Source organism: Nonomuraea sp. NPDC049129, from assembly GCF_040648495.1.
In the GTDB taxonomy this organism is placed as follows: Bacteria; Actinomycetota; Actinomycetes; order Streptosporangiales; family Streptosporangiaceae; genus Nonomuraea.
On the sequence record NZ_JBEZDU010000001.1, the window covers coordinates 350,386 to 372,534 of the forward strand.

17 protein-coding genes are annotated in these 22,149 nt (G+C 70.6%); 4 read left to right on the plus strand and 13 right to left on the minus strand.

Annotation, left to right across the window (positions count from 1 at the left end; genetic code table 11):
- The 6 genes from AB0B64_RS01450 to AB0B64_RS01475 form a co-directional block, all read right to left on the minus strand.
- On the minus strand, positions 1-1,824 hold the full coding sequence (locus tag AB0B64_RS01450) for an ABC transporter ATP-binding protein (protein WP_358173707.1): 1,824 nt from the start codon (positions 1,822-1,824) through the stop codon (positions 1-3).
- 26 nt (positions 1,825-1,850) lie between these two features.
- Positions 1,851-3,614: an ABC transporter ATP-binding protein gene (locus AB0B64_RS01455; protein WP_358173710.1), complete on the minus strand. Its 1,764-nt coding sequence runs from the start codon at positions 3,612-3,614 to the stop codon at positions 1,851-1,853.
- 53 nt (positions 3,615-3,667) lie between these two features.
- Positions 3,668-3,913, minus strand: a complete 246-nt coding sequence (locus tag AB0B64_RS01460; protein WP_225295555.1) for an MbtH family protein — start codon at positions 3,911-3,913, stop codon at positions 3,668-3,670.
- Between the two features lie 99 nt (positions 3,914-4,012).
- Positions 4,013-5,092 (minus strand): iron chelate uptake ABC transporter family permease subunit, encoded by a 1,080-nt coding sequence (locus AB0B64_RS01465; protein ID WP_358173713.1) that lies wholly within the window; start codon positions 5,090-5,092, stop codon positions 4,013-4,015.
- Positions 5,089-6,159 (minus strand): iron chelate uptake ABC transporter family permease subunit, encoded by a 1,071-nt coding sequence (locus AB0B64_RS01470; protein WP_358173716.1) that lies wholly within the window; start codon positions 6,157-6,159, stop codon positions 5,089-5,091. The genes AB0B64_RS01465 and AB0B64_RS01470 overlap by 4 nt, the downstream gene beginning before the upstream one ends.
- A complete protein-coding gene (locus tag AB0B64_RS01475) occupies positions 6,159-7,484 on the minus strand; it encodes a SidA/IucD/PvdA family monooxygenase (RefSeq protein WP_358173719.1) in 1,326 nt (441 codons plus the stop codon). The genes AB0B64_RS01470 and AB0B64_RS01475 overlap by 1 nt, the downstream gene beginning before the upstream one ends.
- Before the next feature lie 81 nt (positions 7,485-7,565).
- Here AB0B64_RS01475 and AB0B64_RS01480 point away from each other — a divergent pair, with 81 nt between their 5' ends.
- The 3 genes from AB0B64_RS01480 (at position 7,566) to AB0B64_RS01490 (ending at position 12,279) form a co-directional block, all read left to right on the plus strand.
- The gene (locus AB0B64_RS01480; protein WP_358173722.1) at positions 7,566-8,504 is read left to right on the plus strand and encodes a methionyl-tRNA formyltransferase; all 939 of its coding nucleotides are present in this window, start codon (positions 7,566-7,568) and stop codon (positions 8,502-8,504) included.
- A gap of 176 nt (positions 8,505-8,680) precedes the next feature.
- Positions 8,681-10,246, plus strand: a complete 1,566-nt coding sequence (locus AB0B64_RS01485) for a M28 family peptidase (protein WP_358173725.1) — start codon at positions 8,681-8,683, stop codon at positions 10,244-10,246.
- Between the two features lie 104 nt (positions 10,247-10,350).
- Complete coding sequence (locus AB0B64_RS01490; protein WP_357952234.1) at positions 10,351-12,279, plus strand: cytochrome c oxidase assembly protein; 1,929 nt, start codon at positions 10,351-10,353, stop codon at positions 12,277-12,279.
- Here the strand turns inward: AB0B64_RS01490 and AB0B64_RS01495 are convergent.
- Genes AB0B64_RS01495 through AB0B64_RS01510 form a run of 4 tightly spaced genes read right to left on the minus strand, consistent with a single transcriptional unit; the run spans position 12,196 to position 17,264 of the window.
- The gene (locus AB0B64_RS01495; RefSeq protein WP_358173728.1) at positions 12,196-14,115 is read right to left on the minus strand and encodes a hypothetical protein; all 1,920 of its coding nucleotides are present in this window, start codon (positions 14,113-14,115) and stop codon (positions 12,196-12,198) included. The genes AB0B64_RS01490 and AB0B64_RS01495 overlap by 84 nt on opposite strands.
- 14 nt (positions 14,116-14,129) lie before the next feature.
- Entirely contained in the window at positions 14,130-15,020 is an 891-nt protein-coding gene (locus tag AB0B64_RS01500; RefSeq protein WP_357952232.1) for a carbohydrate ABC transporter permease, read from the minus strand.
- Entirely contained in the window at positions 15,010-15,882 is an 873-nt protein-coding gene (locus tag AB0B64_RS01505; protein WP_357952231.1) for a sugar ABC transporter permease, read from the minus strand. The genes AB0B64_RS01500 and AB0B64_RS01505 overlap by 11 nt, the downstream gene beginning before the upstream one ends.
- An 11-nt stretch (positions 15,883-15,893) precedes the next feature.
- On the minus strand, positions 15,894-17,264 hold the full coding sequence (locus tag AB0B64_RS01510; RefSeq protein WP_358173731.1) for an extracellular solute-binding protein: 1,371 nt from the start codon (positions 17,262-17,264) through the stop codon (positions 15,894-15,896).
- A gap of 101 nt (positions 17,265-17,365) precedes the next feature.
- Between AB0B64_RS01510 and AB0B64_RS01515 the strand changes: the two genes are divergently transcribed.
- Positions 17,366-18,139 carry a FadR/GntR family transcriptional regulator gene (locus tag AB0B64_RS01515; RefSeq protein WP_357952229.1) on the plus strand — a complete coding sequence of 258 codons (774 nt, stop codon included), beginning with the start codon at positions 17,366-17,368 and terminating at the stop codon, positions 18,137-18,139.
- 103 nt (positions 18,140-18,242) lie between these two features.
- Here AB0B64_RS01515 and AB0B64_RS01520 read toward each other — a convergent pair whose 3' ends face one another.
- The 3 genes from AB0B64_RS01520 to AB0B64_RS01530 all read right to left on the minus strand — a co-directional run bounded on the left by AB0B64_RS01520 (position 18,243) and on the right by AB0B64_RS01530 (position 22,095).
- Positions 18,243-19,688: a peptidoglycan recognition family protein gene (locus tag AB0B64_RS01520; protein WP_358173733.1), complete on the minus strand. Its 1,446-nt coding sequence runs from the start codon at positions 19,686-19,688 to the stop codon at positions 18,243-18,245.
- A 127-nt stretch (positions 19,689-19,815) separates the two neighbouring features.
- Entirely contained in the window at positions 19,816-21,093 is a 1,278-nt protein-coding gene (locus AB0B64_RS01525) for an ABC transporter substrate-binding protein (RefSeq protein WP_357952227.1), read from the minus strand.
- Positions 21,094-21,222: 129 nt separating this feature from the next.
- Positions 21,223-22,095 (minus strand): AraC family transcriptional regulator, encoded by an 873-nt coding sequence (locus tag AB0B64_RS01530; protein ID WP_357952226.1) that lies wholly within the window; start codon positions 22,093-22,095, stop codon positions 21,223-21,225.
- Positions 22,096-22,149 lie beyond the last annotated feature (54 nt).

Consider the following 22,149-nt stretch of genomic DNA (forward strand, 5'->3'; position numbering starts at 1 on the left):
TTAGGTTAGCCTAGCCTTACTTGATGAGGAAGTGGGTGTACGCGTCTCCCAGGCCCGCCACAGTTCGGCGTACCGGCCGCCGGCGGCGACCAGTTCGTGGTGCGGGCCCTCCTCGACGACCTTGCCGTGTTCGAGGACGACCACCCGGTCGGCCGACGCCGCCTGGGTGAGACGGTGGGCGACGATCAGGGTGGTACGTCCCCGGGTCGCCGCGGCGGCGGACGCCTCGATGTCGCGGGCGCCCAGGCTGCCCGCCTCCGCCGTGGCCTCGTCCAGGACGGCGATCGCGGGGGCCGCGAGTACCAGCCGCGCCAGAGCGAGTTGCTGGGCCTGGGCCGCCGTCAGCTCGTGCCCGCCCTCACCGACCACCGTGTCCAGGCCCTCCGGAAGGCTCCGCGCCCAGTCCAGCGCGCCTACGGTGTCCAGTGCCGCGGCGGCCTCGTCCGGCGAAACCCCCGGCCGGGCCAGGCGCAGGTCCTCGATCAGCGGCCCGGCGAAGACATGGGTCTCCTGGGTGACGATCGCCACCCGCTCCCGCAGTTCCGCCGGAGCCAGCTCCGCCAGCGGCACGCCGCCGACACGCGCCTCGCCGTGCCCGGCCCGCAGGATCCCGGCCGCGATGGCCGCGAGGGTGGACTTGCCCGCCCCCGTCGACCCCACCAGCGCCACCCGCGCACCCGCCGCGACCCGCACGCTCACGTCGTGGAGCACATCGACCTGGCCGTCATAGCTGAAGCGCACGCCGGACAACTCAAGCGAGCCGTCCGCGGGTAGGCGTGGCGCCCGATCCGAATGTTGGGGCGCCGGAGAGAGTTCGACCACGCCGACGAGCCGGGCCAGGCTCGCGCCCGCCGCCTGTACCTCGTCGAAGGTGAACAGCAGCATCGCGATCGGGTTGAACAGCCGATGGAAGAGGACCGCCGCGGCGGCACTCTCGCCGACCGTCACCGACCCCCCGCGCACCAGCAGGAACCCCGCCACCAGGATCGCGGCCAACCCGAAGAACTCCGCCCGGTTGACCCGACCGACGAAGCGCGTGAACAGCGTGAAGACCGAGACCGAGATGTCGCGGGCCCGCCCGGAGGCGATCCCGATGTCGTGCAGCCGCGCCTGCTCCAGACGGTAGGCGTGCACCGTGCGTACACCCTGCATGTTCTCGACCAGCAGCTGCGACGAGTCCGCCACCGCCTGCCGCTCCCGGGCGTACTGGGGCGCCGCACGCGGCAGGTACCACCGCAGCGCCACCGCGTACAACGGCACCGCCACCGCGCCGGCCAGCCCGAGCCGCCAGTCGATCCCGGCCATCGCGGCGACGCTCAGGACACCCAGCAGGAACGCCGAGATCATCGTGGGAATCACGTCGGAGGCCGCCTTGCCGATCGCGGCCGCGTCGCTGCCCACCCGCGAGAGCAGATCGCCCTTCCCGGTCCGTTCGAGCGTCGTGGCCGGCAGAGTCAGCGCCCTGGCCACGGTCGCCTCCCGCAGCACCGCGAGAATCTGCCCGCACAACCGGCCGATCAGGTACGTCGCCAGGCCGGTGGCCAGCCCGCCGACCACGGCCGCGACGATGATCACGATCGTGATGGGCACGATCGCGGAGGCTGGGGCGTGCTCCCGCACCCGGTCCACGAGAGCGCCCAGCGCGTACGCCGGCACCACGGAGGCGACCGCCCCCAGCAGGCCCACCAGCAGCGCGAAGGTGAGACTCGGCCACCTGGCGCGCAGTTCGCGCCACAGCCACGCCCAGGTGAGGCGCGCGCCGGCGACCGGGAGCAGCTCGCGATCTCGTCCGGCGTCCGTCCCGTCGCCGCCTGATCCAGTCACGTCAGCACCGGCCTCGTCTGCTCGGGTCATCTCAATACCGCCCGGTTGTAGTCGCTGTCGGTCGCGGCCAGCTCGGCGTGGCTCCCCTCGGCGACCACCCGGCCGCCGTCGATGACGACGACCCGGTCCGTCGCGGCCAGCATCGCGGGACTGCTCGTGACCACGACGGTGGTGAACGGCCCTGCCTCGCCGCGCGGGTGCCACGGAGCCTGTACGCCCTGTTCGGGGGCCTGCCCTGGGTCCTGCGCGTGCCGCAGCGCTCGTACGCCCTGGGCGATCGCGTGTTCGGTGACGGCGTCCACGGCCGTCGTCGGGTCATGCAGCACAAGGATCGGCGGGCGGGCCAGCAGCGCCCGGGCGAGCGCGACCCGCTGCCGCTGCCCACCCGACAGACTGGCACCCCGCTCGGTGACCAGGTGCTCCAGACCGTCGGGATGGGCGGAGAGCACCTGCTCGGCAGCCGAGGCAGCCAGGACCTCAGCCAACAGAGCCGGACCGGCCGAGCCCGCCGCCAGTGCGCCGACGGTGAGGTTGTCGCGGATTGTGCCGGTGAACAGGTCCGTCTGATGGGGTTCCACCAGCATCGTCCGGCGGGCGTGCGCCAGCCGTATCCGGGCCAGTTCCCGACCGCCGACCAGGACCCGGCCGTCGTACTCCTCCGGCGCCACCCGCCCCGAGAGGACCTTGACCAGCGCCTCCCCGTCGGCGGAGCGGTGTGCCGCCACGCCCACGAACTCGCCGGGACGCACAAGGAGGTCCACCCCGTCGAGGGTGCCGTATCTGAGGGCGCGCACCTCCAGACCGGGCGCTCCGTTGCCGGACGCCCTGTCGCCGGACGCCCCGTGGTCGAGTGGCTCGGTGCCGTCGGGTACCAGTGGGGCCGCGTTCAGGATGACGGCCACGCGCTCGGCCGACGCTCGCGCCTCCGCCACCCAGCTCGGGACGATGGCGAGCAGCCCGATCGGCTCCATCAGGAACTGGGCGAGCCCGATCACGGTGATCAGCTCCCCGGCGCTGATCCGCCCGGTCAGCGCGAACCACCCGGCCAGGATCGCGATGCCGCAGGCCAGCAGCGCGCCGCAGGTCGTCGAGGCGGCCACGTACACGCCCTGCGTGCGGGCCGCCCGCACGACGGCTCGCAGGGAACGCCCGCTGACCTCCCGGTACCGTTGGGCGGCCGCCTCCTCGGCGCCGAGGCCGCGCAGCGGACGCAGTCCGCTGACCAGGTCGGTCGCCAGTGATGTGGCCTCCGCCGCGCGTTCCTGCTGCTCGGTCACCCGCTTGGTGATCAGCGGCGTGCCCGCCTGCAGCGCGAGGAGCACCACGGGCGTCCCGACGAGGACGGCCAGCCCGAGCCGCCAGTCGATCACGAGCAGCGCGACGGCGCTCACCACGGTCGCCGTCACTGCGCCGGCGACGCGCGGCACGTAGTCCAGCAGGTACGAGGCGTTGTCGGTGTCGGTGGTCGAGACGGTGAGCAGGTCGCCGGCGCGCCGGTCGGTACGGATGCCGCGCGGATGCATGATCTTCTCCGCCACCTCGACCCGGAGGGTGTGGGCCTCCACCGCGATGGCGAGCATGAGCTGCCGGGCGCCGAACCGGTACACCGTCGTCAGCACGACGAACAGCACCGCCAGGGCCGCCACCCAGAGCACGAGGGCGCCACCGTCGCCGGGGCCGATGGCCCGGTCGACGATGACCCCGATGAAAATCGGTACGAGTGACTCGCACACCTGGTGGAGGCTGATGAGAGCGGTTCCCAGGCCCAGCCGCCGCCGGTTGCGGGTCACCGTACGCAGGAGAACGCGCCACCCCGTCCGGGGCCGCGCCGTGGCTGACGCGTTCAGCTGTCGTTCACCTGGGCCGACGCGCGGGCCATGCTCTCACGCAGGCTCTTGGGACGCAGGTCCGTCCAGTTCGCGTCGACGTAGTCGAGGCACTCCTGCCGCTTGCTCTGGCCGCCTTCGCCGAAGACGATTCGCCAGCCGCCGGGCACCTCCTTGAAGGTGGGCCACAGGGAGTGCTGTTCCTCGTCGTTCACCAGGACGTAGAAGGTGCCGTTCTCGTCGTCGAAGGGGTTGTCGGACACTGTGCCTCCTCGGCATCGGGGTGGATGGATGGGAGCGCGGGATGACCAGCGGCGTGTGCGTCTACGGGTCGCCCCGCGCCACGGCGACGATGGCTCTCCTCATCGGCTGCGCGCCTGCCTGGCCAGCAGCCAGGCGAAGTAGACGCCGCCCAGCGACACCGTGACGATGCCGACCGGCAGCTGGGTGGGGGCGAAGGCCCGCTGGGCGAGCCAGTCGCTCGTGGCCAGCAGCAGCGCGCCCGTGACCGCGGACGGCATCAGCGCGATGCCGGCCGTACGCGTCAATAGGCGGGCCAGCTGCGGGACGGCGAGCGCGACGAACGAGATCGGCCCGGCGGCGGCCGTCGCCACCGCCGTCAGCGCGACCCCGATGACGAGGTACGCCAGGCGCGACCGCTCCGTCCGTACGCCGAGTGCCGCGGCGGCGTCGTCCCCCATGGCCAGCAGGGACAGGCGCGGCCCGAGGGCCACCAGGAGCGCGGTCGGCAGCGCGACCGAGACGGCCACGGGCAGGACCTGGTCCCAGGTCAGGGTGTTCAGGCTGCCCTGTCCCCAGATCGCGGCGGCGACGGCGGTCTGCAGGTTCACCTTGATGACGAACCACTGGTTGGCCGCGCCGAGGATCGCGCTGACCGCGATCCCCACGATGATCAGCCGGAACCCTTGGACGCCCTTCCGGTAGGCCAGCAGGTAGACCACGGCGGCGGCGAGCAGGCCGCCCGCCAGCGCGCCCGCGGCCGTCTGGTAGTAGTCGCGGCCGACGAACATCATCGTGACCAGCACTCCGGTGTAGGCGCCGGTGTTGAAGCCGATCACGTCGGGGCTGCCCAGGGGATTGCGCATCAACGACTGGAACACGGCACCGCTCAGCCCCAGGGCCATCCCGATGAGCAGGGACAGCAGTACTCGTGGCAGCCGCCATTCCATGATCACCAGCCGGGTGGGACCTGGCTCGCCGCCGAGCAGGACGCGGACCACCTCCCCGACGGGCACCTCGAACTCGCCGGTGCCGAGGGCTAACACGCCCACCGCGAGGGCCGCCAGACCCAGCACGCCGCAGATGACCGCCGTCCGCACCCCGAACCGCAGCGACACCGACGCCCCACGCACGACCACGACCCGCCGGCCGAAGTCCAGACCAGATCCCGAGTCCAGGCCGGAACCCGTCGGGCCGGTCACTGGCCGCTCACCGTTCTGCGGCGGATCAGCCAGATCAGCACCGGCCCGCCCACGAACGCCGTCACGATCCCCACCTGCAGCTCCGCCGGCCGGATGACCACCCGGCCGACGACGTCGGCGGCGAGCATGAGAACCGGCGCGCACACCATCGTGTACGCGAAGATCCACCGCTGGTCCGGGCCGACGATCCAGCGGACGGCGTGCGGCACCATCAGGCCCACGAACCCGATCGGGCCCACGGCCGCGGTGGCCGCGCCGGCCAGCAGGGTCACCGCGACCATGGACAGCGCCCGCGCCCGCGCGATGTTCGTGCCCAGGGACCGGGCGAGATCGTCCCCGAGCGCGATGGCGTTGAGGGAACGCGCGACGGCCAGTGCCAGGACCAGCCCCGCCGCGACGAACGGCGCCACGGCCCCCGCGATCGACAGCGGCCTGCCCGCCAGCGTGCCTACGTCCCAGAACCGCAGGTAGTCGAACGCCCGCGGCTTCAGCAGCCGGATCCCGCCCGAGACGCCCTCCATGACCGCGCCGAGCGCCACACCGGCGAGCGTCAGCTGGATCGGCGTCGCGCCCCTGCTGCCCGCCGAGCCCAGCGCGTACACCAGGACCATCGCGACGGCGCTGCCGAGGAAGGCGAACCACACGTACGACCAGATCCCGGTGAGCCCCAGCACCCCGATCGCGAAGACCACGAACAGGCCCGCGCCCGCGTTGACGCCGAGGATCTGGGTGTCGGCCAGCGGGTTGCGGGTCACGGCTTGGAGGAGCGCGCCCGCGATGCCCAGCGCCGCGCCGACGAGCAGGCCCAGCGCGGTCCGGGGGACGCGCAGCTCGCGTACGAGCACCTGGTCGTCGCTGTTGGTGAAGTGGGCGAAGGCGTTCCAGACCGTGTCCGGGGCGATGTTCTTGGTGCCGATGACGATGCTCAGGACGCAGGCGACGGCCAGCAGCACCACGCACATCGCCAGCCAGGCGCTGCGGCCCGCGTTCGTCGCGGCGACGCCGCCGGTCGGCTGCCGCTCCGTCCGCTTGGGCGAAGTCGGCGAGTGTGGGCGCAGGGATACCACTAGCTCGTGGCTCGCGCGCGGTTGGCGAGCAGCGAGTCGCGGATCTCGCCGGCGCGTACGGCCGTGGTGGACAGCAGGGTTGAGGTGATGCCGTGCGTGTGCTCGCTGGCCCCCTGTACGTAGATGCCGGCCGACACGTGCCAGGGCACCTCGACGCGGTAGTCGCGGCCGATCCGGACCTCGTCCTCCTCGTCGCGCAGGCAGAGCTTGGCCGTCTCGCCGAGCACGGCGCCGATGTCCTGGGGGCGGTAGCCGGTGGCGTGCACGAGGATGTCCGTGGCCAGCACCTCCCGCTCGCCGGTGGGCAGGAACTCCACCGTGACGTCCAGGCGGTCGCCGTTGACGCTGACGTCCCTGATGCGGGAGACCTTGAGGATGCGCAGGCGTTCGTTGCCCTGGACCTTCTCGCGGTACATGGTCGCGTACAGGGACTCGATGAGGTCCATGTCGACCACCGAGTAGTTGGTGCCCCGGTGATAGTCGTGGAGCGCCTGCTTGACCGAGGGCGGAGCCTGGAAGAAGGTGTCGACGGCTTCGGGGTCGAAGATCCGGTTCGCGAAGGGGCTGTCGTCGGCCGGGGTGTAGCCGTACTTCGCGAACACCGCGCACACCTCGGCGCCGGTGAAGGTCCGGTGGAGATAGTCGGCCGTCTCCGCCGCGCTCTGCCCGGCTCCGAGCACCAGGATCCGGCGTACCGGGACGCCGGCCTCGGTGAGGGCGGCCACGCGCGGGATCAGCTCGCTGTTGTGCCACACGCGGTCGGACAGGGCGGCGTCCGGCGGCAGGTGGGGTTCCAGGCCGGTGGCGACGCAGATGTTGCGGGTCCGGCGGACGATGACGCGCTCCGGGTCGCCGGGGTCGCGGCTGGTCACGTCGAACAGGGGGACCTCGCCGTCCTCCGTGACGACCGGCTCGATGGACAGGACCTCGGCGGAGTACTCGACCATCTCCCGCATCCGGTCCGCGGCCCACTCGAAGTAGCCGTGGAAGTCGATCCGTAACGGGAACAGCGTCTTGTGGTTGAGGAAGTCCACCAGCCTGCCGCGCTCCTTGAGGTAGCACAGGAAGCTGAAGTCGCTCGCCGGGTCCCGCATGGTGACCAGGTCCTTCAGGAACGACACCTGCATGGTGGCGTCGTCGAGCAGCATGCCCCGATGCCAGCCGAAGGCGGCCTGCTTCTCCAGGAACCCGGCGCGCAGCCGGTCCGCTTCCGGGACCCGCGCGTTGTGCTCGTCGACGGCTATGGCCAGCGCCAGGTTGGATGGCCCGAATCCGACTCCCAGGATGTCGTAGATCGTGTCCGGTCCACTCGGCAGGGTCTCCACCGCGGCATCGCCTCCCTTATCGGGGCAATAGTAGATAAGGTAAGGCTAACCTTTCAAGAATCATGGCAGAGAGGATCGATCATGCGAGTGGTCATGTTCGGGTACCAGACGTGGGGCCATCGGACATTACGCGCCCTGCTCGACTCCGGCCACGACGTGGTCCTCGCCATCACCCATCCCAAGAGCGAGCACGCCTACGAGAAGATCTGGGACGACTCGGTCGCGGAGCTCGCGGAGCGGCATGACGTGCCGGTGCTGCTGCGCAACCGGCCCGACGACGCCGGCCTCCTCCAGGCGCTCCGGGACGCCGCGCCGGACATCATCGTCGCCAACAACTGGCGGACCTGGCTGCCGCCGGAGATCTTCGACCTGCCGCCGCACGGCACGCTCAACATCCATGATTCGCTGCTTCCGGCGTACGCGGGCTTTTCCCCGCTGATCTGGGCCCTGATCAACGGCGAGCGGGAGGTCGGCGTCACCGCGCACCGCATGAACGCCGAACTGGACGCGGGCGACATCCTGCTGCAACGGGCCGTACCCGTGAAGGACGACGACACCACGACCGACCTCTTCCACCGGACGGTGGACCTGATCGAGCCGCTCGTGCGGGAGTCGCTGGACCTGATCGCCTCCGGCCGGGCGCGCTGGGTCCCCCAGGACCGTACCCAGGCCAGCTTCTTCCACAAGCGGTCGGTCGAGGACGGCCGGATCGACTGGTCCTGGCCGGCGGAGGACCTGGAGCGGCTGGTCCGGGCCCAGTCCGATCCGTACCCGAACGCGTTCACCCACCATCGCGGGGAGCGGATCCAGATCGTCTCGGCCGCGGTGTCGCAAGCCCGCTACGGAGGCACCCCCGGACGGATCTTCATCCGGGAGGGGGACGGCGTGGTCATCGTCGCCGGCGCGGACGCGCGGACGGGGCAGCGGCGCGGGCTGGTGGTCAAACGGCTGCGGACACCGGACGGCGCCGAGCACGCGGCCACCGACTACTTCCGCACCATGGGCGGCTACCTCGGATAAAGCAACAGGCGCGGCCACCTCGGACAGCGCCACGACATGCCTGGCTGCCGGAGGGTGTCCGGTTTTCGCGGGGGCGGCTCCTAGAATGGGGTGATCATCTGACTGGCGGTCGCCAGGTTCTTCCCGGCTGATGGTGTCCGGATCGCACTACACCCACCGCCAGTTAGAGGAGCCCTATGCGTACCGTCATGCGCGGGGGTGTCTACCGCGCCCTCACCGTGGTCGCGGCACTCACCCTCGCCCCTGTCGCCGCCCACGCCGACGCCGCCCCCGGCCCTGCCGAGGGGAGGCTGATCGGCTTCGGGGCCCTCACGGCGGTCAAGGAGCACCTGCGGGCGTTGCAGGCCGTCGCCGACATCTACCACGGCACCCGCGCGGCGGGCACCCGCGGCCACGACGCGTCGCGCGACTACGTGGCCGCCAAGCTCAGGGCCGCCGGTTACCAGGTGACCGTTCAGCCGTTCGACTTCCCCTTCTACCAGGAGAGATCCACCGCGCTGATGGAGCGGGTCGCCCCGGCGCACAAGGTCTACACTCCGACGCCGCCCGACGGCTCCGGCCTCGGCGACTTCGCCACGATGAGCTACTCCGGGCGCGGCGACGTCATCGCGGCCCTGCAGAACGTCGACCTGGTCCTGCCGCCCGGCCCGACGCCGAGCACCTCCACCTCCGGCTGCGAGGCCGCCGACTTCGCCGGGTTCACGCCGGGCAAGATCGCGCTGTTGCAGCGCGGCACCTGCACCTTCCTGGTCAAGGCGCGGAACGCCCAGGCGGCGGGCGCCGTGGCCGCGATCATCTTCAACGAGGGCCAGCCGGGCCGTACCGCGACTCCGCAGGGCAACCTCGGCGAACCGGTCTCCATCCCGGTCGTCGGCGCCTCCTTCGCGGTCGGCCAGGAGCTCGCCACGGGGGCGACGGTCCACCTCAAGACCGACACGATCAGCGAGGTACGCACCACCTCCAACGTGATCGCCGACTCCCCGTGGGGCGACCCGAACAAGGTGGTCATGTCCGGGGCGCATCTGGACTCCGTCCTGGAGGGGCCGGGCATCAACGACAACGGCTCGGGCAGCGCCGCGCTCCTGGCCGTCGCCGAGGCGCTCGGCAAGATCCCCACCCGGAACAGGCTCCGCTTCGCCTGGTGGAGCGCGGAGGAGCTGGGCCTGCTGGGCTCGAAGTTCTACGTGGAGCACCTGACGCCCGCCCGGCGGAGCCGGATCAAGCTCTACCTCAACTACGACATGATCGCCTCGCCGAACTACGCCCTCAAGATCTACGACGGTGACGACTCCGACGCCACGGGCGAGCCCGCCGGTCCGCCCGGCTCAGCCGAGATCGAGAAGCTGTTCGAGAGCTACTACGACCTGCTGCACCAGGGCCACAACGGGACCGACTTCGACGGCCGCTCCGACTACGGGCCGTTCATCGCGGCCGGCATCGCCTCCGGCGGCCTGTTCACCGGAGGTGAGGGCATCAAGACGGCCCAGGAGGCGGCCCTGTTCGGTGGTACGGCCGGCCAGCCGTACGACGCGTGCTACCACAAGGCCTGCGACACCACGACGAACATCAACGACCGGGCTCTGGCGCTGAACACCGGCGCCATCGCCGCCGCCGCCCTGGTCTACGCCTTCAAGCCCGTCCTGCCCGGCCCGGCCGCCGCCGCGGAACCCGCCGCGGAAACCGCGGCGATCACCGCGATCGCCGACACCGGCGCCGAGCTTCGCGGAAGAATAAAGCGATAAATCCGCCCCTGCGGCCATCGAACCGCCGCAGGTACGCGGACGTACCCGTCCATAGGGGGACGCTTACCCAACGGAGGGACGCTCCCTGACAAAGGAGGACGCTGGTGCTGTCATCCGGGCGTCGGGCGCTGTTATACGCCGGTGTAGCCGTCGCGGTCGGCGTCCTGGCGCTGGTGGGCGCGTTATGGGTCGGCGGAGGCGGAACGCCGCCGCCGATCAAGGGACTGCCGACACCCGATCCGCTGACCGTCTGGGGAGTGCCGCTGGCGCGGCTGGCGCTGGAGGTGTGCTCCGTCGGCACGGTGGGGACCCTGGTCGCCGGGGTTGTCCTGGTCCGGCGCGACGCGCCGGAGGCGAGCGCCTGCGTACGCGCGGCGGGCGGCTGGGCGCTGGGCTGGGCGGTCTGCGCGCTGCTGACCTACCTGCTGACGCTCGCGAACATTCTCAGCCTCCCGGCGAGCCAGGTGTTCGGCGACTTCACCCTGCTGAACTTCGGCACCGCCCTCCCCCAGACGCAGGCCATGCTCGTGGTGACGTGCACGGCCACGGTCGTGGTGCTCGGCTCCTCACGGGTACGGGACGGCCGGCGGCCCCGGTGGGCGGTCGCCCTGCTCGTGGCCGCCGCGTTCGGCCTGCTGCCGCCCGCCTACGTCGGTCACGCCGCCTCGGCCGGAGACCACGACGTCGCGGTCTCCGCGCTGATGACACACCTGCTCGCGGCGGCCGTGTGGGTCGGCGGCCTGGTGGCCGTGCTGATCCACTTTCGCCGTTCGGACCGGCTGGCCGGCGTCGTCGCCAGATTCAGCACGCTGGCCCTGTGCTGCTTCGTCGCGGTGACCGTGTCCGGTGTGGCCGGCGCCTGGGTCCGGCTGGACTCGGTACCACAGTTGTGGACGACGAGGTACGGCACGCTCGTCCTGGCCAAGGTGACGGCGCTGGTGGCCTTGGGCGTCATCGGGTGGATGCACCGCCGCCGTACCGTCGCCGGGATCGCCGAACGCTCCAAGCGCGGCACCTTCGTCCGGCTGGCCACCGGCGAGATCGTGGTGATGGCGGCGGCCATGGGCCTGGCCGTCGGCCTGTCGCGCTCCGCGCCGCCGACCACCGGCAGCCATGACGACCTCCTGGGCTACAACCTGGCGCCCTATTCGATCGGCCACCTGATCACCGAGTTCCGGCCGAACCCGCTGGTCCTGCTCGCCCTGGCGCTTCCGGTCATCGGCTATCTGGCCGGGCTGCGCAGGCTCGCCCGCGCCGGCGTGCCGTGGCCGGTGGGCCGGACGATCTCCTGGTTCGCCGGGGTGGCGGTGCTGGCATTGGTGCTCGCCGGCGGCGTGAGCGCCTACGCGCGGGCGATGCCGTCGGCGCACGCGCTGCAGTACACGGTGCTCAACGTCGTCGGCCCGCTGCTGCTGGCCTTCGGGGCGCCGCTGACGCTGACCGCGCGGGCCATCACATCCCGCTCACAGTACGGCGACGTCACCTCCGCCATCCTGAACAGCCCCCTGACCAGGCAACTCACTCATCCGATGACCCTCCTGGCCAGCTACGTCCTGCCGGTCCTCGTCCTCTACGGCACCGAGTGGCTGGCCTGGTCGGTCACCAACCAGGCGGTCCACCTGCTCACCCAGGGCCTGTTCTTCAGTACCGGGCTGCTGTGCTGCTGGGTGCTGGCCGGGGTCGACCCGCTGCCCCAGACGATCGCGCGGCGCGATCGCACGCGGCTGCTCGCGGCCGTCGTCGCGACGCAGGTGGTGGTCGGCCTGCTCCTCCTGTACGGGCCGGTGCTGGCCCAGGACTGGTTCGCGCAGGTGACCCCGCGCGGCGCGCCGGGCGTGGCGGCCGGGCAATGGCTGGCCGGCCTGATCTACCTGGCGCTCCCCGTGGCCGCCCTCGCCCTCCTGGCCGTACGGCTGACCCGCTCGCGGAAGGCCGCGGGGAGGACAGGCTCAGTCCCACGGCTGCCGGTACGACGGCTGGTAAGCGTGCAGCCGCAGCCGCAGGGTCAGCGTGACGGTGGTGCCGGCCGGTAGCTCCACCGTGAGGTGCGGGCCGCCGACCGTGAGCTCGGTGGCCGACGGTACCGGCTGGTGGTGGATGTACTCGGCGTCGCGGCCGGTCCAGCCGGGCTCGGCCCCGGTCGCGACGGCGGTGGCGATCTCGTGCTCGCCGAACGCCCCCGCCTGCACGATGAGCACCCGGTCGTCGGTGGCCGAGAGGTTGACCAGCGTGACCACGGTGGCCTCCGGCTCGATGGCGCTGACCAGCGCGGCGACCTGCTCCGGCACGCCGGGGCGGCGGCGTTCGGCGTCGAAGTAGCGGACCCTGGCCTGCTGCAGGCCGCCGTTGTAGATGACCTGCGGGCCGCCCCACATCGTCTGGGCCAGCGCCTCGGTCACCACCGGGTTGACGTTCTGCCACAGGTGGATCGCCTCCTCCGGCAGGTCCCGGTCGGCGTTGGCGAGCAGCAGCGCTATGCGGCGCCGGGCCTGGGCGTGCGCGGCGGCGAGGATTTGCTGGGGGTAGTCCGGGTTGTCGCCGCACAGGTAGGCGTACCACGGCTCCTCGTGCCCGGCCTCCTCCTTGTCGCGGAACGGCCGTACGGTCGCCCAGTCATAACCGGCCGCGGCGCGCAGCGCGTCCAGGCGGGCCCGGTCCTCGGCCGCGCCGGTGTGGTGCCAGAGCGCGAACGGGACCGAGGTCTGGATCGGGTTGTAGTCGAACCAGCCTTTGTCGCTGTGCCGGTAGGGCACGAGCAGGGTGGCGGTGTCCACGTCCGAGCCGAGATGAGCGCGCCAGCGGCCCTGGTTGGCCGAGTCGCTCTGGCTGAAGGGCAGCTGGACGCCCAGGCCGATGATCGCGTCCAGGAGCGACCGGAGCAGGTCGAGGTAGCCGTCGTCCCGCGTGGCCAGCGCGGCGCTGAGCGCGCCGACGGCCGTCGCCTGGCCGACGCTGTACATGCCGTGCGGCCAGGTCCAGCCGTAGTGACCGCCGTACCAGCGCCCGTCCAATTGGCTGCCGACCACACCGTCCAGGCCGACGTTGTCCGGGACGATCCCGCCGTTGTCCTTGGCCCGGCGCTGCCAGGCGCCGACGTACTCGCGCAGCCAGCCGGTGTATCGCTCGTCGCCGGAGACCAGGAAGGCGTTGCAGACCAGGCCGGCCACGCTCAGGTTGCCGACCGCGTCGCCCCGGCCCATACGCTCGCGCATCTCCGCGCCCAGCCGCGGGTCGTCGGCGAGCGGCGGCACCGGCGCGTCGGCCGGGACCAGCCAGTCCAGCGGGTAGCCGTACTGCGCGGCCTCGGCCTCGGTCCAGGGATAGGCGGGCGTGTCGGACACCCCGTCGCGGGCTCCCCCGCTGCCGTTGTGGGGAGCCTTGATGATGTGGTGGTCCGGGTCGTAATTGGCCGGACCGAGATAGAGGTCGGCGAACCGGGTCGCCCGCTCCGCCCAGGCCGCCGGGTCGGCGGCGGTGAGGAAGTAGGTGAAGAGCAGGCTCTCGCCCTGGTGGAACCAGTCGTAGCCGATCTCGAACTCCTCGGCGAACATGCCGAGCTCGGTCATCTGGGCCACCACACCCTCCCAGTGGTGGGCGCACGCCGGGAGCAGGTCGTCCGCGCCACCCAGCAGGTAGAGCTGGGGCCAGTTGAAGAACGGTTCGAAGAAGTCGTCCGCGCCGTCGCGGCTGGACAACCGGCCGGAGTAACGCAGCGAGCCGTCAGGGCGGGTGTACCGGGAGGAGAACAGCCGCCACCCGCTGTCCAGCAGGTCGAACAGCGCGCGCTGGGACAGCGCCCAGGCCGGGGGCTCGATGACGGGGACGCTCGCCGTGACAACGGGCGGGCGCCGGGCGGAGCTGTCGGTCATAGGGTGTGTACTCCTCATCCCTTGGTCGCGCCGGCGGTCAGCCCGGCGACCAGGAAGCGCTGAGAGAACAGGAACACCAGCAACACCGGCGCGATGGAGATCAGGGTGGCCAGCACCAGTTCGGGCGGCTGCACCTCGGCGTTGGCGCCGACGACGGGGTTGAAGGTGGGGGTCGCGGCCAGCATCTGCGTCAGGCCGACCTGCATGGGGTAGTTGCCGCTGTTCGGCAGCATCACGTACGGCAGGAAGAAGTTGTTCCAGTTGTTGACGAAGCTGAAGAAGGCGACCAGCGCGACGACCGGTTTGGCCAGCGGGAGCGCCACCCGGAAGAAGGTCGCGGTCTCGCCGCAACCGTCGAGCCGGGCCGCGTCCAGCAGGTCGCCGGGGACGCTGGTGGAGAAGTAGATGTAGGTCAGGTACACGCCGAAGGGGAAGAACGACATCGGCAGCACGACCGAGGCCGTCTTGTTGATCAGCCCGAGGTAGCTGAGCTCCAGGAAGATCGGCAGCACCAGGGCGGTGGCCGGCATCAGCATCACCACCAGGGTGACGATCAGCAGCAGGCGACGTCCGCCGAACCGCATGAGCGCCATCGCGTAGCCGGCCGGGATGCCGACCAGCAGGGTCAGCGCCACCGAGAGCGCCGAGTAGACGACGGAGTTCGTCATCCACGTCAGCACCGCCCCGTCCTGGAAGGACATGAGGTGCTGCCAGTTCGTGACGAGCGAGCCGATCGAGCCCGGTGACAGCGGGTTGGCGTGGATCAGGTCGGCCGGGCTCTTGGTCGAGGCGAGCAGCAGCCACACCATCGGCAGGACGAAGAACAGCGCGAAGGCCAGCAGCAGCGCGGCGATCAGCCCCCGGCCGACCAGCCGGATGACGCCGGGCCGTTGATCAGTCCGCATCGAAGAGACCTCCCCGCGCGACGAACAGCCCGGCGCAGCACAGCGCCACGATGAGCAGGTCGATCGCGATCGCCGCCGAGCCGTTGAAGTCGTTCTGGTCGAAGGCGTACAGGTAGGCGAGCTGGTTGAGCGAGTAGTCGGTCCCGACCACCCCGAACCCGGCCTGCGAGACGAGCTGCGGCTCGACGAAGAGCTGCGTGCCCGCGGCGAGGGACAGGATGAGCATGTAGACGATCCACTTGCGCAGCATCGGCAGTTGCACCCGCAGCGCCGTCTTCACCGGCCCGGCGCCGTCCACCCGCGCCGCCTCGATCACCGTGTACGGGATGCTGTTCAACGCGCCGTACATGACCGTGATCCAGCCGCCCGCGCCGGTCCAGAAGGCGATGATCGTGAAGATCCACGGCAGGTGGCCCGGCGCGATCACCTGCACGAACGTGTCACCCCACAGCGAGCGGACGAGGCCGTCGACCGGGCTCACGGAGGGGTCCAGCATGAACAGCCACAGCAGCACGCTCGACGCGCCGGCCAGCGCGCCCGGCACGTAGTAGACGAACCGCAGCGCGGCCCGTGACCAGCGCGAGGCGAGCCGGTGCACCACCAGCGCGAGCAGCAGGACGAGCACGGTCAGGGTGACCAGCCACAGCACGAGGTAGGTCGCCACATGCCCGAGAGCGGCCACGAACCGGTAGTCCTGGGCGGTACGCAGGAAGTTGGAGATGCCGGCGAAGCGCCCCTCGCCATCGGTGAACGCCAGATTGAGCGCGTACACCGTGGGCGCGATGCCGAACGCCACCAGGAGCACCACGTACCCGGAGACGAAGACGTGCCCGGCGGCAGGCCGCCAGGAACGACTCCGCACGTGCGTAACGCTCACTTGGTGACCTGGTATCCGGACACCTGGGCCTGCTGCTCGATCGCCGTCTGCCAGTCCGGCAGCAGCGACTCGATGGTCTTACCGGCGGTCTGGCCGGGGATGACGGTCTTGGCCCAGATCGCCTCCTGGCTGAACTCGGGCGAGCCCCAGCCGGACCAGACCTGTCCGGCCGCGGCGGCGATCGGGGCGGCGATGTCGCCCGCGTAGTAGCCGCTGTCCTGCTGCTTCTTGATCCACTTCGTCGCGGCGGCCGAGAAGGCGGGATAGCCCGGCGAGAGGGCGACCTGGTACTCGTCGGCGGTGGCGACCCAGCTGATGAAGTCCTTGGCCGCCTTCAGGTGCGCGGTGTGCCGTGACAGCCACCAGGTGCCGCCGCCGACGTTGCCGGTCACCGGCTGGGTCTGGTCCGCCCAGTGCAGCGCGTCGCCGACCGCTAGCTCGCCCTTCGGGGTCTTGATCGTCCCCTGGAACACCGCCCCGCCGTACCAGGCCGGGCCGGGCAGCATGAGCACCTTGTCGCCCTGGTTCTTGACGAAGTCGGGGCCGAACAGCGGCAACATGGACATCGTCTTGTTCGCCACGAGCTTGTCCAGCATCCGCGCGGTCCGTACGCACTTGGCGTCCGTCGCCTTGACGGTGATCGCCTTGGCGCCGGTGACCTGGTTGGCCGGGCACTCGCCGCCCCACATGTAGATCTCCGGCGCCCACGCGTCACCGGCCGTGCCGATGATGTATCCCGGGTGCTCGGCGGCCACCTTCTCGCCCAGCGCGGTGTATTCCTCCCACGTCTTGGGCAACGTGTAGCCGAACTTGTCGAGCAGCTTCTTGTTGTACCAGAGCACCACCTGGGCCAGGTCGTTGCGCAGGCAGTAGACCGTGCCGTCGATGGCGCACACGTCGAGCGCGCCCTTGGCGAAGCCGCTCAGCGTGGCGTCGTCGAGCAGGCCCTTGTTGAGCGGGGCGACGAAGGCGTCATCACCCTGCGAGGCCCAGGAGGCGGTGTTGTTGTCGGTGGTGAACACGACGTCCGGCCAGCCCTCGCCGGCCCGGTTGAACAGCTGCACCTTGGTCTTGAGGGTGTTGGAGCCGTTGGCGTTGCCGTCGTAGGTGACGATGTCCAGCGGCACGCCGGGGTGCGCCGTCTGGTACGCCTTCGCGGCGTCGAGCCGGGTGGAGTCCACCCAGACCACGAGCTTGCCGTCCTTCTGCTCGGCCGTGCTGAACCCGTACTGGGAGGCGGCGCCGGTCGGCTTCGACGAAGCCGTGGGGTTGGGGGGACCGCAGGCCGCGACGGCGAGAAGAACCGCCGCGGCGGCGGTGGCCGCAGGCACCGCACGGCGGTACGCGGCATGACTGCGTCGTCTCATAGTGCCTCCGTTAACGGCATGTTTCGAGATATGACATCATACGAATGACATCTACACAATGGCCTATACTCAAGGCGCTGTCGTGATCAAGGGAGGGCACGTTGACTCAGCACGCGGAGGGTCCGTGGACGGACGACGCGGTGCGGCCCCAACCGCCCGCGAAACGACCCCGCCGCACCCGGGCCCCCAAGCTGGGCACCACGGTGGTCGAGCAACTGGTCGACGACATCATCCGCGGCACGCTGCGCCCGGGTGCGACGCTGCCGCCCGAGGCCGACCTGTGCGAGGAGTTCGGCGTCAGCCGCACGGTGATCCGCGAATCGGTCAAGGTGATCCAGGAGAAGGGCCTGGTCCGGATCGAGCACGGTCGCGGCACCCAGGTCACCGAGCCGAGGCAGTGGAACCTCCTCGACGACGTCGTGCTCACCTCAGTGATCGCGCACGACGAGACCGCGGCCTTCCTCGACGAGCTGGTCACCGTACGCACCGCGCTCGAAGCCGAGATGGCCGCCGCCGCGGCCCTGGCCCGCACCGCCGACGACGATCAACGCATCGCCGAGGCGCTGGGCGTCATGCGGTCGAACGTCGCCTCTCCCCCCGATTTCGGCGCGGCCGACGTCCGCTTCCACGACGTGATCATGGCGGCCTCCCGCAACCGGCTCGGCCGCGCCATCGTCAACAGCATCCACGACAAGGCCCGCACCAGCATGCGCTACCACGGCCAGTACAACGAGGAGGTCATGCGCCAGACGCTGGACGAGCACCAGGCGATCAGCGACGCGATCTCGGCCGGCGACCCCGAGGCCGCGGCCGCGGCGATGCGCACGCACATCCTCGACTCCTGGAACCGGCGGCGCCCCACTCCGGCCCAGTGATCATCTGACATGGCGAAGGCCCCGACGACGATTCGTCGGGGCCCTGTTGTTTCTGTTTCCGGCTACCCCCGGCGCATCGCGCGTCGAGGCCGGGACGTTCCGGCTATCCGCAGTGCTCGGACGGGCTGTCGTAGGTGGACGCGCCGGCCTTGCCGCCCCATCTGACGCACTTGTCGGCCGCGTTGGCGCGTACCGGACCCGCGTAGTAGGCGAAGTTACCGCTGTCGGTGATCCGCGTCTGGCCTTCCACCTCCAGGTAGGCGCTGGTGGCCGAGGCCGTACCGAGCTGGGTCTTCTTGATCGTGGCCACGCAGTTGTAGCCGGTGGTCGAGTTGTACGTCAGGTAGACGGTGCCCGCCGTGCCCAGCGCCGCCGAGTCGATCACCTTGAACCCGGTGCCGCAGACCGATTCGGCGGTGTGCGGGTTGGTGGGGCCGCTGCCGCCGGTGACGTAGTTCATGTACGTGGTCCAGTTCCAGTTCGGACCCGGGTCGGTGTGGTCGGCGCCGGGCACCTCGCTGTGGCCGAGGATGTGCGCCCGGTCCTTCGGGATGCCGTACCGGTCGGCGATGTTGCGGGTCAGCGCCGCCGAGGAGCGGTACATCGCGTCGGTGAACCAGGAGGCGTTGTCGACGAATCCCTCGTGCTCGATGCCCACCGAGCGCCGGTTGTAGTCACCGGCGTGGAAGGCCCGGTCCTTCTCCCTGACCATCTGGGTGATGGCGCCGTCCGACGAACGGATGACGTAGTGCGCCGACGTGGGGTTCGGCCGCGGCCCTGTCTGGAACCAGTCGATCGTCCCGGCGTAGGAGCCCTGGGTCACGTGGATGACGATGCGGTCGATCGCGTCGCTGGTCGGGCGGTTGGAGACGGCGTAGTTGGAGCTGTGCGCCGCCGCCCACGTCGCCCCCGGGTAGTCGACCGCCGCCGCGAGCGTGTTGGTCTTGCCCAGCTCCTGCGCCTTGGCGTAGGAACCACGCTCGGGCTCGACGACCCGCGGCGCCGCCGTGACGGCCTCGCCCTCCGGAGTGGTGGCGCGGATCCCCTGGGCCATCAGGTCGTAGACGGTGTCGGCGTACAGGCGGGCGACCTCCGGCGAGGAGGCGCCGCCGTACTTGGCCACCGCCTGGTACCACTTGGCGGCGTCCTTGCGGGCCTTGGCGTCCAGCCCCAGCTCGTCGGCGTAGGCGCGCAGCACGGCGGCGCCGCCCGTGATGTTGGCCGCGGCGTCCGCCTTCAGGGCCGAGACGGGCTGCTTCGTCAGCGTGGCCGCCCGCTCAAGGGTGTGCGTGACGGGGTTGCTGACCAGGTGCATCACGCCGTAACCGCCGGACGCGCTGGGCTGGCCGCGGTGACCGTCCAGGTGGGTTTCGGAGTAGGCGAGGGACACCAGCAGGTCGCGGGGCACCTCGTACGTGGTGGCCGCGCGGGCGAAGGCGTCGGTCATGGGATCGGCGGACGCGGCTCCGGCTGGTTGGCCGGTGAGCAGCGAGAGGGGGATGAGCGCACCGGCAAGCAGCGCGGCCGAACGACGGAGTCGGACCTGCACAGGTTTCTCCTCAAGAACAGTTCCGGGGGGCATCGCAAGGAGTGGAGGCCGCACGCGGCACCCGCTGATGATCAGCCTGCAAGCGCGGCGTACAGAATTCGTACAGGTGCCGGTGCGCCCTCGAATCTCAGCTGCCGGGCTGGTGACTGCTCCAGTACTCGTCGGCGGCGCCCTGGATGTCCTCAAGGACCTTCTGGTAGCTGTCCGGCTTGACGAGGAAGGCGCCGAAGCCGTCCAGCGCGGCCGTGAGCACGGGCGGCGGCGTGGCCTCGAAGTAGCGGTTGACCAGGCGATACTGTCCGCTGCCCGCCGCCTTGCTGACCTCCGCGATCGCCTGGTCGGTGATGGTGACCTTGGGGTTGGCCGAGACGTCTCCCCTGGCGGTCGCCCACTTCTCCTGCGCGGCCGGCGTCACCCACCACTTGAGGTACTTCGTGCTGGCCTCGGGGTCGGGCGCCTTGGCCAGCGAGCAGAGCGGGCCGCTCTCGAAGATCATCGAGGTCTTGGGCAGCGCGGGGTTGACGTTCGGGATCGTGAAGTAGCCGTAGTCGGTACCGGCCTTCAGATCGCGCTGCGTCATGCTCGTGTTGAACCACGTACCGAACGACACCATCGCGGTCTTGCCGGTCTTGAGCACGTCACCCGGGTCGGTCTTGTCACCGGCGTTGTTGAAGTAGCCGGCGTCGATCATCGACTTCCACCGCTTCATGACCTCGACCACGCCGGGATCGGTGTACTTCGCCTGGCCGGTGGAGAGGCGGTCGTACAGGTCGGGATCGGTGCCGGCGAGCAGCTGCTCGAACCAGACGAAGGAGAACAGCACCGAGGTGTGGTAGAACGCGGGCACACCGTTCTTCTTCAGCGTGTCGGCGATCTTGATCAGCTCGTCCCAGGTGGTGGGGGGCTTGAGACCGTACTTGTCGAAGACCTTCTTGTTGTAGAACATCCCCCAGTAGGCGGCGTTCAGCGGCACGCAGTACTGCTTCCCGCCCACGGTGTAGTACTTCGCCAGGTCCGCCGACAGGTCGCCGTTCTTGATGGCCTCCTGCCAGAGGGCGGTCGTCTCGGCCAGCTGCTTCTGGGCGACGACCTCGGCCAGCCCGCCGCCGGTCGTCCAGGTGAACAGGTCGGGCTTGACGTTGGTGCGGAAGGACGCCTTGATGAACGCCTGGTACGTCGGCTCGTCGGTGTAGCCGACCGGCTTCATCGACAGCCCGATCTGCTGCTTGGACAGGGCACCCATCTGGTCGAAGTACTTACTCCAGGCGCCCTTGTCGTTGTAGAGCTTCAGCTCGGTCTTGCCCGCCTCCTTCGCCGTGTCACCGCTGGAGGAACAGCCCGTGAGGGCGAGCGGGGTGACGACGGCGCAGATGGCGGCCATGCACAGTAAACGCGACCGGATCATGCCCGGCCTCCTGTTCGATCTTGGGGGGTGTCTCGTACGTGGGCGTCGAGTGGGAGGGCGTGCTCGTGTCCGCCGGAGGTGGATCGGGCGGCCGCACCATGCGTCCTTCGCCCAAGTGAAGTCATCTAATCACTTGATGTGTGGGGTGTCCAGGGCCGCCGGAACCACCGCCCGCCGGGTGGCCTCCCGATAGTCGCGGGGCGCCAGGCCGTATTTCTGGTGAAAGAGCCTGCCGAAGTACGACTGGCCGGAGAAACCGCAGCGCTGGGCGATCTGGCCGATGCCCTCGGTCGTCGTGGTGAGCAGCAGCGCGGCGTGCTCCAGGCGGCGCGCGGAGACGAACGCGATCGGCGTGCACCCGTAGTGCGTACGCATGGAACGGGCCAGATGCCCCGGACTGACCGCGGCCATCGCGAGCAGCCTGGGCAGCCCGTCGCGCAGGTTCTCCTCGCGGCTCATCGCCACGCAGGCCGCCACCAGCCAGCCCGGCCGCCGGTCCACGGCCGTGCCGTCGGCCCGTTCCAGCAGCGGCACGACCGCCGTCCACAGCCCGACCAGGTCGAGCACGCGCGGCATGCCGGAATAGGCGGCCAGCACGCGGGCGAACTCCGCCGCGACCGGCCCGTCCAGGTCGGTGCGCGCCGCCAGGGGAAGGTCGCGCCGCTCCCATTCCGCCGTGCCCGCCAGCCCGGCGAGGTCGGCGAAGGCACGCCAGCGCCAACTGGGGAAGGCGATGTTGATGAAGCGCATCCCGTCGGCCGCCGTACCCGCGAATTCGTGCCGGTCATGCGGCCGGACCAGCACCACGTCGCCCGCGCGCAGCGGCATCTCCGCCTCGCCGACGCGCTGCGAGCCGGCTCCCGCGGTCACGAAGACGAACTCATGGAAATCGGCATGACTGTGCGGCTCGGGCCGGTCGCGACGGCCGCCGCTCACTGGCACCAGCGCCGCGTGGTAGGGCAGGCCGTACGCGAACTCCACCCAGCGCAGCACAGTCGGCATGTCAGGAAATTAATAGTTATGGGGAGGCGAGTGCTAGTAAGTCGGGGCGGGGAG

Coding starts and splice junctions, on each gene's coding strand:
- AB0B64_RS01530 (WP_357952226.1), bottom strand. CDS start 22,095: ATGCCGACTGTGCTGCGCTGGGTGGAGTTCGCGTACGGCCTGCCCTAC.
- AB0B64_RS01510 (WP_358173731.1), bottom strand. CDS start 17,264: ATGAGACGACGCAGTCATGCCGCGTACCGCCGTGCGGTGCCTGCGGCC.
- AB0B64_RS01495 (WP_358173728.1), bottom strand. CDS start 14,115: ATGACCGACAGCTCCGCCCGGCGCCCGCCCGTTGTCACGGCGAGCGTC.
- AB0B64_RS01500 (WP_357952232.1), bottom strand. CDS start 15,020: ATGCGGACTGATCAACGGCCCGGCGTCATCCGGCTGGTCGGCCGGGGG.
- AB0B64_RS01485 (WP_358173725.1), top strand. CDS start 8,681: ATGCGTACCGTCATGCGCGGGGGTGTCTACCGCGCCCTCACCGTGGTC.
- AB0B64_RS01480 (WP_358173722.1), top strand. CDS start 7,566: ATGCGAGTGGTCATGTTCGGGTACCAGACGTGGGGCCATCGGACATTA.
- AB0B64_RS01525 (WP_357952227.1), bottom strand. CDS start 21,093: ATGATCCGGTCGCGTTTACTGTGCATGGCCGCCATCTGCGCCGTCGTC.